10 protein-coding genes are annotated in these 12,311 nt (G+C 49.6%); 8 read left to right on the forward strand and 2 right to left on the reverse strand.

Translation table 11 applies throughout. The features are described 5' to 3' along the window. Nucleotides 1-19 precede the first annotated feature (19 nt). Genes scpA through QVE43_RS01290 form a run of 3 tightly spaced genes read left to right on the forward strand, consistent with a single transcriptional unit; the run spans nucleotide 20 to nucleotide 4,463 of the window. Complete coding sequence (gene scpA, locus QVE43_RS01280; protein WP_288003935.1) at nucleotides 20-2,176, forward strand: methylmalonyl-CoA mutase; 2,157 nt, start codon at nucleotides 20-22, stop codon at nucleotides 2,174-2,176. Next, a complete protein-coding gene (locus QVE43_RS01285) occupies nucleotides 2,157-3,104 on the forward strand; it encodes a hypothetical protein (RefSeq protein ID WP_288003937.1) in 948 nt (315 codons plus the stop codon). Before scpA ends, QVE43_RS01285 begins: the two co-directional genes overlap by 20 nt. A 54-nt stretch (nucleotides 3,105-3,158) precedes the next feature. Continuing rightward, nucleotides 3,159-4,463 (forward strand): NupC/NupG family nucleoside CNT transporter, encoded by a 1,305-nt coding sequence (locus tag QVE43_RS01290; RefSeq protein WP_288003939.1) that lies wholly within the window; start codon nucleotides 3,159-3,161, stop codon nucleotides 4,461-4,463. A gap of 496 nt (nucleotides 4,464-4,959) precedes the next feature. On the opposite strand, the gene QVE43_RS01295 is transcribed toward QVE43_RS01290, so the two are convergent. Beyond that, complete coding sequence (locus QVE43_RS01295) at nucleotides 4,960-5,595, reverse strand: acetyltransferase (protein ID WP_038029642.1); 636 nt, start codon at nucleotides 5,593-5,595, stop codon at nucleotides 4,960-4,962. A 25-nt stretch (nucleotides 5,596-5,620) separates the two neighbouring features. Beyond that, the gene (locus tag QVE43_RS01300; RefSeq protein ID WP_288003940.1) at nucleotides 5,621-7,261 is read right to left on the reverse strand and encodes a hypothetical protein; all 1,641 of its coding nucleotides are present in this window, start codon (nucleotides 7,259-7,261) and stop codon (nucleotides 5,621-5,623) included. A gap of 431 nt (nucleotides 7,262-7,692) precedes the next feature. Here QVE43_RS01300 and QVE43_RS01305 point away from each other — a divergent pair, with 431 nt between their 5' ends. The 5 genes from QVE43_RS01305 (at nucleotide 7,693) to QVE43_RS01325 (ending at nucleotide 12,282) form a co-directional block, all read left to right on the forward strand. Continuing rightward, complete coding sequence (locus QVE43_RS01305; RefSeq protein ID WP_288003942.1) at nucleotides 7,693-8,664, forward strand: hypothetical protein; 972 nt, start codon at nucleotides 7,693-7,695, stop codon at nucleotides 8,662-8,664. 151 nt (nucleotides 8,665-8,815) lie between these two features. Next, nucleotides 8,816-9,220: a hypothetical protein gene (locus tag QVE43_RS01310; RefSeq protein ID WP_157630045.1), complete on the forward strand. Its 405-nt coding sequence runs from the start codon at nucleotides 8,816-8,818 to the stop codon at nucleotides 9,218-9,220. After that, entirely contained in the window at nucleotides 9,217-10,326 is a 1,110-nt protein-coding gene (locus QVE43_RS01315) for a hypothetical protein (protein ID WP_288003944.1), read from the forward strand. The genes QVE43_RS01310 and QVE43_RS01315 overlap by 4 nt, the downstream gene beginning before the upstream one ends. A gap of 65 nt (nucleotides 10,327-10,391) precedes the next feature. Further along, nucleotides 10,392-11,282, forward strand: coding sequence for a sterol desaturase family protein (locus QVE43_RS01320; protein WP_288003946.1), 891 nt, complete (start codon nucleotides 10,392-10,394; stop codon nucleotides 11,280-11,282). A 166-nt stretch (nucleotides 11,283-11,448) separates the two neighbouring features. Then, a complete protein-coding gene (locus QVE43_RS01325; RefSeq protein ID WP_288003948.1) occupies nucleotides 11,449-12,282 on the forward strand; it encodes an ion transporter in 834 nt (277 codons plus the stop codon). The last annotated feature ends 29 nt before the right edge of the window (nucleotides 12,283-12,311 follow it).

Consider the following 12,311-nt stretch of genomic DNA (forward strand, 5'->3'; position numbering starts at 1 on the left):
AAACGAATAGCCGACCGTTATGGAGCGTATTTTATCTGATGAAGCCTGGAACTGGGATTTCTTGAATGAAGAAACTGTTTCTTCACCTTCAGCCGAAGCATGGAAAACAGCCGAAGGCATCCATATAAAATCGGTTTATGCACTTGCCGACATAGAAGGGCTGCCCACGCGGCACTTCATTGCAGGGGCGCCGCCCTATTTGCGCGGTCCTTATCCAAGCATGTATGTGCAACGTCCATGGACCATCCGTCAATATGCGGGCTTCTCTACTGCCGAGGAGTCGAATGCTTTTTACCGGCGCAACCTGGCTGCCGGGCAAAAAGGATTATCGGTGGCTTTTGATCTGGCCACCCACCGGGGTTATGACTCAGACCACCCCCGTGTGGTAGGCGATGTGGGCAAAGCCGGCGTGGCCATAGATACCGTCGAAGACATGAAAATACTTTTCGACGGCATCCCCCTGGACCAAATGTCGGTATCGATGACCATGAATGGGGCGGTGTTGCCTGTCATGGCTTTTTATATAGTGGCGGCTGAGGAACAGGGCGTAAGTCAAGAGAAACTGTCTGGCACCATACAAAACGACATCTTGAAAGAATTCATGGTGCGCAATACCTACATCTACCCGCCGGCTGAAAGCATGCGCATCATAGGCGACATTTTTGCCTATACGGCAAAGTATATGCCCAAATTCAATTCCATCAGTATCAGTGGCTACCATATGCAAGAAGCCGGTGCCACTGCCGACCTCGAGCTGGCTTATACCCTGGCCGACGGCTTGGAATATATACGCACCGGTTTGAAAGCAGGCCTGGACATCGACGACTTCGCGCCGCGTCTGTCTTTCTTCTGGGCTATTGGCATGAACCATTTCATGGAGATAGCCAAAATGCGCGCGGCGCGCTTGCTGTGGGCAACCATCGTCAAGCAGTTCAATCCCAAGAACCCCAAATCAATGGCTTTGCGCACACACTGCCAGACGTCGGGATGGAGCCTGACCGCCCAAGACCCTTTCAACAACGTGGCGCGCACCTGCATCGAAGCATTGGCGGCTGCCTTGGGGCATACGCAGTCGTTGCATACCAACTCGCTCGACGAAGCCATTGCCCTGCCTACCGACTTTTCGGCACGCATCGCCCGCAATACGCAATTGTTGCTTCAATTGGAAACGGACATCACCCGCACCGTGGACCCCTTGGGCGGCAGCTACTACATAGAAGCCCTGACCATGGAACTATGCCGCCGGGCATGGGAGCATATCCGCGAAATAGAAGAGCTGGGCGGTATGACCAAAGCCATGGAAACCGGCTTGCCCAAAATGCGTATCGAAGAAGCCGCTGCCAAAAAGCAGGCACGCATCGACGCAGGCAAAGACATTATTTTGGGCGTCAATAAGTTTAGAGTAGAAGACGAGCCCGATATCGATATTCTGGAAGTGGACAATACTGCCGTGCGTCAAAAACAAATCGAGCGCATCCGCCGCGTGAAAGCGAGCCGTGACGAAAAAGCCGTGCAACAAGCCCTCGAAGCGCTCACACGCTGTGCACAAACAGGCGAAGGCAACCTGCTGGAGTTGGCAGTAGAAGCCGCCCGCCGCCGTGCTACCTTAGGCGAAATATCCTATGCCCTGGAAAAAGTATTTGGGCGCTACAAAGCCATGATACGCTCTATTTCGGGTGTCTATGCCGCCGAAGTGTCTGACGATGAGCACTTCCGGGCAGCCCAAGAAATGTCCGACCGTTTTGCCGAGCTGGAAGGGCGACGCCCCCGCATCATGATTGCCAAAATGGGACAGGACGGGCACGACCGCGGCGCCAAAGTCATCGCTACGAGCTTTGCCGACTTAGGCTTCGACGTGGACGTGGGACCGCTCTTCCAAACTCCGGAAGAAGTGGCGCGGCAAGCCGCCGAAAACGATGTGCATGTGGTGGGCGTGTCGAGTCTTGCCGGTGGACACAAAACCCTCGTCCCTCAGTTGATTGAAGAACTCAAGAACATAGAACGCGAAGACATATTGGTGGTAGTGGGCGGTGTGATACCACCCCAAGATTTCGACTTTTTGTACAAAGCCGGTGCTACTGCCGTCTTCGGACCGGGCACCATCATTGCCGTGGCAGCACAACGCATCTTACAGGCGCTACTGGCAAACATAGAACGTGAGCAAGCCGATGCATGATTTGCTTACGATGCTTAAAGAGTATAAGTCCCACATCTTGTGGCTTAGCGGCGGCATGGTAGGGCTTATGCTCTTTATTATGGCAATGATTTATGGGGAGCATATCTTTTCGCCGCCCCCGCGTGTGATTGACAGGCCGCGTGCACAGCAGCTGGCACTCGTAAAACAATGGATACGCTGCCGTTGTACCACCGTGGCCATGTATGAGCAACGCAACGACACCTTGCAGGAGGACTATCTCTTGGGTTATGATGCACAAGGGCGTTTGCGCGCCCACAATCGTCATATTTTTTTTGACTATGACTCTTTAAACCGCTTCTCTGCTTTTTACATCTACCATGACGACGAAGGCTACATCGGCCGTCGCGTAACCTTTCGTTATTTGCCGGCAACGGCTGTTGTGCCCTTTACACAAATTGAGGCAAGCATTTACAAAATAGCCAATGAGCAAATAAGTAAGGTGGGCTATACCGTAGTGTGGCCCTTTCCGATAGAGCAGGCTGCCTGGTACGAACTGTTGCCTCCCGCAGAGCCCCTTACACAACTGCCCAAAAAGCAGGCAGAGAACATATGGCTTATGATGAAAGAAAAAAAGTCTGTGTATTGGGTTTTTGATACACAAAACCGCCTGATGGAGGAAATAGAAGTAGATCCTTATTTGCCCACCACTTACTCCTTGAGCCGCCGCCGTTTCCAGTATGATACCAAAGGCTTGCTGATCGAAAAAATACAGATCGACTCAATCATTAATCAATACACAAACATACGCAAATTGACAGGAAAACAGTTGTTTCGCTACACTTACGATGCGGAAGGGCGCCCGCTGCGTTATGAAGAATTACTCTGGAACGGTGTGGAGTGGGTGCCGCAGATGCGCAGGAAATGCACATACCACCCGCCGGACATACACGCCCCTTTGTCTGAATAATTAGCAATTTTCAAAGGCAAATTGTAGTTTTGTGCGCTGCGAAATAACGAACTCATGGAATATATTAGAGGACTTATTGGTATTACCGTACTTTTGGCATTGGCCGTTCCTTTTTCTAAAGACCGTAAAGCCATCAATTGGCGCCTGGTAATCATAGGTGTTTTGCTGCAAGTATTTTTTGCTTTCATGATTTTGAGGGTTGAATGGGTGGCTTTGGTATTTAAATCCGTTAGTGAAGCCTTTGTTACCTTCCTGAATTTTTCTTTAAAAGGTGCCGAATTTATTTTTGGTGACTTGGCAAAAAATAGCGACAGCGTGCCCGGCACCCGGCATTCATTAGGTTTTATCTTCGCTTTTCAAGTGCTGCCTACCATCATCTTCTTTTCTACGGTTTCGGCAGCACTTTATTATTTAGGGATCTTGCAAAAAATAGTCTATGCCATTGCCTGGGTGATGAAGCGTACCATGGGGCTTTCCGGTCCTGAAAGCTTGGCCGCTGCCGGTAATATCTTTTTAGGACAAACCGAAGCGCCTTTGCTGGTCAAGCCTTTTGTGGAAAAAATGACCATGTCGGAGCTTATGTGTTTGATGACCGGTGGCATGGCTACCATCGCCGGGGGCGTGCTGGGCGCTTATGTCTCTTTTCTGGGGGGCGAAAATCCCGCCGAGCAGGCGCGCTTTGCTGCTCATTTGCTCAGTGCTTCCATCATGAGTGCGCCGGCTGCCATTGTCATGGCAAAGATATTGTACCCGGAGCTGGAGCCTGAAAAAGTCAATCAAAAGCTGGAAGTATCTAAAGAAAGTATAGGGGTGAACCTTATCGATGCCATGTCGAACGGTGCTGCCGACGGGCTCAAATTGGCGCTGAATGTGGGCGGCATGCTCCTTGCCTTCATTGCCGTGATTGCCCTGCTCAATGCCGGTTTGGGTAAAATTGGGGTTTGGTTGGGCGTAAACGAAGCCATTGCACAATCTACCGGGCAGTTGTTTCAGGGGCTTTCATTAGAGTATATTTTGGGACAAATAGGGCGCCCCCTTGCTTTCATTATGGGGGTTGACTGGAACGAGTCCTTGCTGGTGGGCAGTCTTATAGGTCAGAAAACGGCTATCAATGAGTTTGTAGCCTATGCCGAACTGGCAGCCGTAAAAGACAAACTGAGCGAGCACGCCTTGCTTATTGCCACCTATGCCCTGTGCGGTTTTTCGAATTTCAGTTCTATTGCCATTCAAATTGGTGGCATAGGAGGAATGGCACCTGCGCGTCAGAGCGACCTGTCCCGCTTGGGCATGCGTGCCCTTTTGGGTGCCAGCTTGGCTTGTTTTATGACCGCTACCATTGCCGGTGCCGTTGCCGGTTAGGGGTGGGGAAGGCTTGCAACGAAGGGCTTCCGCTGCCCGCGGACCATGCCATGTCTCACAAAGAGAAAGGCTTCACCGAGTCAAACTTCTCTCTTGTCCTTTCGAACGGAGCGCACTTGATTTGAGAAATCTTTTCTCAAATCAAGTGCGTTTTTTGTCATGCCGAGCGAAGCGAAGTGCAGCGAGACATCTCTTCAAGCCAAACAGCAAGACACAGAAGAGATTTCTCGCTTGCGCTCGACATGACAAGGGGAGGATGCACGAAAGAGCCAAGGAAGGCTTGAAGGGAGAGAATAAAGAGTGCTCAAAAACGTAAATAAAACTTCAAAGGGCTAAAAACTTTACAACTGTCCTTTTGAATGGATCGCAAGCGGAGTGAGAAACATTTTAAGGGGCATCCTTTCACACCACACTTTGGCATGAGACGAATGCCCCGCTTTATTTGAAACCACCGGAAATCAAACGTTCAGGCGTGCGACCTGCTGCCAAGCTGCCTCTACTTCACTTCTTGTGCCGGGTTGCCAAACACCATGCTTCCTTCTTTTACATCGCGCAACACCACACTGCCCGGTGCTATTTGTGCGCCTTGTCCTATTTTTACTTTTGGGGCAATGACGGCCCCCGCTCCTATGTAAGCCTCGGAGGCAACCTCTGCATGATGCCCTATCACCGCACCGGCGCCTACTTCCACGTGGTCGTGCAGCTGTGCATGATGGTCAATAATTGCCCCCGAATGAATGACGTTGTAGCTGCCCATTTTGGCAAAGGTATTGAGTATGGCACCGGCAGCCACCAAATTGCCATAGCCCAGTTCCAAGGGGCTGCTCAGTACCGCCAAACGGTGAATAGCGTTGACAGGCACCACTTTGCGCCGTTCGCGCAGCATCTCGATGCGCACCTTGCGTTTAGCCAAATCGTCTTCTGCCACAAAAGCTTCGCATTTGGGTCCGATGAGCTTCAGAAAACCATGGTCATCGGGATGCCCCATTACGGCTACATAGTTGATTTCGGTGTTGTGCAGACTTTTGTCTTCATCCAAAAAGCAATACACCACAATATCGTTGCTGTTGAAGACATCGAGTGCCAGGCTGCCCAAGTTGCCGGCACCAAATATAATTACGGGATTGTCCATAGCGTCTTTTTTGCAGGCAAAGGTCTTAATTTTTCTCATAGACTGCAAAGAATGCATTGACATACACCAAACGACCGCCGGCGGCCATTGGGGCATTTGACCGAGGTAGAATAAGATAAGAAGCGCGAGTAGGGCAGGGAGGCTTTTGAGGGGGGTAGCCGAGTTGCCAATCCTTTTGCTCCGTATGCTTCTTGTAAAGTAGTGTGGTATATATCCAGTCGTCGTGGGTCTCAACGCAGCCGGCTTGCCGGGGAATTGCTTCAATGGCTTTACTCAAAGCGAAATAGCTCTGCCATCTGTCACTAAATGAAAGCGCATAATCTGATTGAAGCCACATGGCTGCTGCCGCGCAGACAACCACGAGACCGGTACCATGTCTGTGCGTACCACTTGCTGTCCGTCCAAGCATCCACCAGAAAGGCAAGGCAAGAAACAGCCATATGCGAGCGGGGGGCTGTAGTCCTTGTACGGCAGTCACTATCCAGGGTATGATGAGGAGGCAAAAAATCGCTTTGTCTTCTTTTGTAAAAGAAATAACTTTGAATTTCAATGAAAGTGTGTATGTAATCAATACACCCCCCCAAAGCATCAGCATGAAGGGATTGCCAAAAAGAAAAAGCATCACAGACCATAGATAAGCAGGAAACCACCGGAACCATTCCGCCCTTGTCATGGAGGCAATAAATGGCGACTGCCAAAAAAGCCAGCCTTGTGTCAACACGAAGGGGGCATACAGCAAGGTTGTGAAGAAAATCACTTGCAGGTGCATCCAAATGAGCCACCTCCGGCGGAATCCATAGCCCCATGCGCAAGCAGCTGCCAGAGCCAGCCATGCATACAAGTGGGTCGGCAAGGTATAAAAAGCCAAGCAGTTGACACAGACAAAAAAACGGCGGGCAAGTATCGAATGCCCGAGTGCAGGCAGCAGGCGCAAGGCAAACGCCACCCAAAAACCATGTAAAATATAAGCGCGCCCCAAGCCGGCATATACCATCACGCCCTCTATTCCATGAAAAGCTACCGGCAGTAAAGCAGCGATGGGGGGAGATAGTTTCCACCGGCGCAGCGCCGTGTCTGTCAATAACATGCCAAGGGCAACAACCGTCAGCAGGGAGGGGAGCTTAACAGCCCAGAAAGCAGGCAGGAATTTGTCGAGTAAAGCCGCGCATAAATTATAGAGCACATGATGGTTAGGACCGGGATAATAGGTAAGACACACAAGCACCCCTCGCCGGATAAGGTGTACATACCCAAAAGCTTCGTCTATATGAGGCAGAGGAAAGCGCGCGATTTCGAAAGCATACCATATGCCTGTAAAGAGAGGCAAAAGCAGTACTATGATGCGGGCTTGGGGAGAATTTTTATAAAAGTTTAATATACTTTGAGTTTCAATGTGTAAACAGTATGCCAATTCCTTGCTTTTCCGGCAGGCATAGGGCAGCATGCCAAACAGGAGGGAAGTACCCGCAGCTATGATGACTCGTGCAGTATGCCAGCGCCAAGGCGGAAATAGCTCTTGCAGCTTTTGGCTCTGTGTATGCGACAGGGCATAATGTTCAGAAAGCCATGCTATCAGCTGTTCATAAGAACAGCTTTGAAGCAGCACCCAAGTGAAGATAAAAAGGAGTCCCGCGCCGTACAGGCTTTTGATGGATAGCTTCTGCATAGGCATTTATTTACGATGCAAGATAGGAAATTGAAGGAAGCGATTGCGCCCGAAAATATACGCTGCTTCTTGCTGTATTTATTAAATAAAGCATGTCATTCGAACGAGCGAAGCGAGTGAGTTCAAATCCAACCATGTCACAAGAAGCAAAAGAAGAGGTTGCCCGCTTGCGCTCAGAGGAGACAAGGGGGCGTTTTAAAGAGAACAAGAGGCAGAAACAAGCAAGAAGGCAAGATGAAATAGGTGATTTTTAAAAAAAAAATCACTTGCGTGATAGTATTATTATTGTTATTATTGTTATTATTTTATTACTAAACCATCAAGCTGCGAACGCAGGGCATGCGATGTCGGCTAAGTATGCTTTCCGGAGTTCGAAGCTTGCGCCATTGACGTCGTCTAAACCACATTTCACTTCAAAAAAAGATAAAATCATGAAACAGCTACATGTTCAAATTAAGTTGTGGTGCTTGCTGCTGTGCTTGTTGCCGGTAGCATGTCACAATCCGGAGGTGAATGCCCCGGAGGAGCAATTTCAACAGCTGGATGAAACCGCTGATGTGTCTTTTAGTGGCGATGTTCTTTTCGTGCCGGAGGGAAGCCGCCTGGAGCAACGCGCTGCCGAAGACTTCGTGCGTTTTGAGTTGCCGGAAGGCTACGCTTTTGTAGGAAAAGATGAAAGAGGGGTGCCTGTTTTGATAGAAGAGCCTGTGGGTGTAATATGCACCTGTTTGGATGGTAAAGGTGGTTGTAGCCCCGTTAAGAGAGGGAGTGACTTTGGCTGTTTAATGACCACTTGTGGGAACTGTAAGAAAGAGGCATATAGACTTTCGGGTGAAGGGAAGCAAAAATTTGAACTCTTGGGAGTCGTTTACAAAGGGAAGGCGGAAGAAGCACTTTCATTATTTGGAGACAAAGAGCCGCCTGTGCTGCGAATTGTTTCTGTGGGCGCGGATGAGCAAGCTGCCCGGCAGCTTTCGTTCATGGAAGGCTTTGCTTTGGTTTCTGCCGGTCTTTTGGAGCAAGACAAGCTTATTCCTGCGCCTTTCCGCAAAGAATATCTCGATTTGCCGGGCGTGCGGGCTGCTGTGAACGAATGGGCAGAGAATCTGAAAACTGCCGGATGGAATGAAGAGATGCAAAAACGCTTTGACGCTACGGGAGAGCTGCCCAAAGGATTTGTTTTGGTAAAAGCTGCCATTTATGGCATACCGGTTGCTTTGGTAACCCCACAAGGCAATGACCTTAACCGCTGGGCACTACTGAAGAGAGCCGCAGGCGTAGTGGAAATAGAAGGAGGGGTGAAGTGCTCGTGCTTGAAAGGAGGAAGTGTATGCCCGAAGAACAGTATGCTTGGAGTGGTTTACTGTGACGCGAGCAATTGCAAAAGCTGCAAGATGGAATAAGAAGCAAGTCTTTTAGCGGGGTAGCATTTGCCGGAAGAAGCCACCGTGCTTCCTTCCGGCTTTTTTATGACGCGCTTGCCGCTATTCATACGCCTTTCTTTCCCTTTACACGATTTTCACTAATTTGCCTTTATCCCAATGTTTTTGCGATATGCGTGCTTTGCTACCCAAGAAACGATGGTTTTTCTGGATGCTTTACTTCCTGCCTTTTGTATTGATGCGGGATGTATATCCCTTTTTTCGTTTTTCGATGTTTGCCACGCCCGTGTCGCGGGCGGCTTATACCGAGCGCTACGAATGGTATGTTCGGCAAAGCCGGGCGGAAAAGTGGCAGCTGCTTGCCCCCGAAGTCATCGGCTTGGATGAAGCTCTTTTTTATTACCGTGCAAGGAGGGCCAACATCACAAAACAGGGTAGTGCCTTCTTGGCAATACTTATGGAAGTGTATCGTCAAAAGAGAGAAGCGCTGCCTGCAGCAAGCTTGCTGGTAGAAAAGCGCTTTAAACAGGGGCAATATCTCGATTCGCTGGTGGTGGCTCAATGGACAAGACCATGAAAAGCAGATACCTGAAGAGTACCTTATGGGGTTTGGCGGCTTTGCTTGCTTTGTGGGCTATGTACGGATGGTGGCTGCGCCCGCAGGTGAAGGCATTTTTATGGACAGGCGAAGAAAACATGGTGTCCCGCTTGGTGGCTGTTTTCTATCCTCGCTTTGCCATAGAGCGCCACCGTTTCGATGCCTCGTATTTTCTTTTCCTGGCAGACCAAATGGTGTTGCGTGCAACTGTGATGCTGCTGAGCCTGGGCGCGTGGTTGCTGTGGCAAAGCAGCAGGCGGGAGCGTGCCGTGGCGGTCCTTCCTGTGGCTACTCATGAGTATTTTTTGCGCTATTTCGCTTTGGTCTTGCTGATATATACCTATGATTGGTGCTATTCTTTCTACAAGCTGTCATTTTTTACGGACTTTTTCGAGCCTTTGTGGCTTATTCGCCCGCTGCCCGGCTTTTCTTTGCCTTGGCTGTGGACGCTGTGGACAGTGATGGTGCTGGCTGCCTTGCGTTGCTTGTGGCTGGGCAGGGGGGCATTGCTGCCTGCGTTGCTGTTTGTGGTGTTGCAAGCCTATTTGTACAGTTTTGGCAAAATGGATCATACTTTTGCCCCCTTTACCTATGTGTGTTTGCTGATGCCTTGGTGGGAAAGGCAGGGGCGTATATGGCGCAAGGAAGGGCGCTCGTTTGGCAGTGCGGAAGTGCTGCAGTGGGTACGTGCAGCCATTGCGCTTTGCTATGTGCAGGCGGGTATGGAGAAGCTACTGCTGGGGGGGAGTGCCTGGTGGAATGCCGGCCATTTGCGTACTTTTTTGCTGGTGCACGGGCGAGCCGCAGGGCGTGCTTTGGCAGCCTCGCCCGATTCGCTTCTCGAGGCTGCTTCCTTGCTTGTGTTGCTGTGGCAGCTGGCGTTTGTGGGCATATTGCACCGCAAGGGACGCTACTTTTTTGCCATCACAGGTTTTTTATTTCATCTTGCCAATTATTTGTTTTTGGGAGTTGGCTGGTGGCTGCATACGTATGTGTGGTGCTATCCTTTCTTTTTTGACAGCTTGTCAGTTGTGGAACGGCTTGCACGATTTTTGAAAGCAAAGACTTATAGACAAAAACAATGACCTGCATCAATAGCAGATGATTTTTTTCTCTTAGATTTGCTACGAATCAAAAAACAGGGGAGCTCATGGAAAGTCTTTTTTGGCATATTTTGGACGGCGGCATGGCAAAGACCATAGCGGCTATTTCCTACATCATACTGATAACCATAGAGATTGTTATTGCAGTTCGCAAGAACCTGAAACTATATAGCACCCGGGACACTTTCAACAACCTGATGCTGGGGGCTATTACCTCTGTCGTAAAAATTTTTATTAAAGGGGTTACGCTCGCTTTCTTTGGTTACTTGCATCAACAATATGCGCTGTTCGACATCCCCGCCAATGCATGGTGGAGTGTTTTGCTGCTGTTTTTGCTCAATGATCTGATTTTTTACTGGTACCACCGTTTAGGGCACGAAAGCCGTTTCTTCTGGGCTACGCATGTGGCGCACCATTCTTCACAGCTGTTCAATTTTTCTACTGCCATCCGTGGCAACTTCATTCATTTCTTCTACCGCTTTTTCTTCTGGGCGCCTTTGGCTATTCTGGGCTTCGACCCGCTGATGATTGTGCTGATTGATGAAATTGGCTTTTATTACCAAATGTTCATACATACCAAAACCATTGGCAAGCTGCATCCCGTGATTGAGTTCATTTTCAACACGCCTTCGCATCACCGGGTGCACCATGGCAGCAACCCGGCGTACATAGACAAAAACTATGGCGCGGTGCTTATTATCTGGGACCGTTTGTTTGGCACCTTCGCCGAAGAAAAAGAGGAAGTGCGCTACGGCTTGACCAAAAATCTGACTAAACAAAATGTGCCTACCATCTTATTGCATGAGTTCCAAGCTATTGCACAAGACGTGGCTCATGCGCCCGACTGGAAAAGCAAGTGGCGTTATGTATTTGGGCACCCGGGCTGGCGCCATGATCAGGAAAATACACAAAAGGCAGAATATGCCAATTCCAATTAGGGGTAGCCGTTGTTTTTGAGCACATAAGGATAAAAGGCGGCGAGGACATGACGCCCGTCGCTTTTTTTATTATTTGCGCTTTGTAGTGAGTCTATTTTTTTTGCTTCTTGCGGTGACCTTTCCATGTTTTGTTGTCCATATGTTCGACTGAAAAGGAGCGTCTCATATGGTTGCAAAGTACTACTCTCAAAAAGAAGGCTTACAGGGCTGGCGCAAGCGTTGGCATGAAATCGTTTTCGAAGCCGAAACACCGGAGGGGCGCCTGTTTGATGTGTGGTTGCTGGTAGCCATCTTGTTGAGTATTGTGCTTGTGATGCTGGAGAGCGTGCGCGAAATCAACGAGCAGTACGGCGAGTGGCTGCGCTATGGCGAGTGGTTTTTTACCTTGTTGTTTACGCTTGAATACATCGCCCGGCTGCTGACCGTGCGTAGTCCGTGGCGCTATGCCGTCAGCCCCCTGGGCATCATTGACCTTCTGTCTATACTGCCTACTTACATGAGTTTGTTCTTTGCGGGCACACAGTATTTTATGGTGATACGTGTACTGCGTCTGTTGCGTGTTTTTCGCATTCTTAAGTTGGCTCATTATGTGCACGAAGCGCGGGTGTTGGGCACTGCCTTGCAGGCAAGCCGTGAAAAAATAATTGTTTTCTTGATGGCCGTGCTTAGCTTGGTTATTATTCTGGGTACCATCATGTATTGGGTGGAAGGACCTGAAAATGGCTTTACCAGCATACCGCGCAGCATTTACTGGGCTATAGTGACACTCACCACCGTGGGTTATGGCGACATAGCGCCCGCAACACCTTTGGGGCAATTCATCTCTTCTTTGGTTATGATTCTTGGCTATGGAATTTTGGCGGTGCCCACAGGCATTGTTACTTCGGAACTGACGCATGTTAAAGTAAAAGACATTTCGACCCGGGCATGCGATAACTGCGGCGCCGAAAGGCATGACAGCGATGCCGTTTTTTGCAAATACTGTGGTGGCAAATTGTGATTTGTGATAAAGCAAACCTCACTTCCAAG

Source organism: Thermonema sp. (assembly GCF_026003375.1).
In the GTDB taxonomy this organism is placed as follows: domain Bacteria; phylum Bacteroidota; class Bacteroidia; order Cytophagales; family Thermonemataceae; genus Thermonema; species Thermonema rossianum.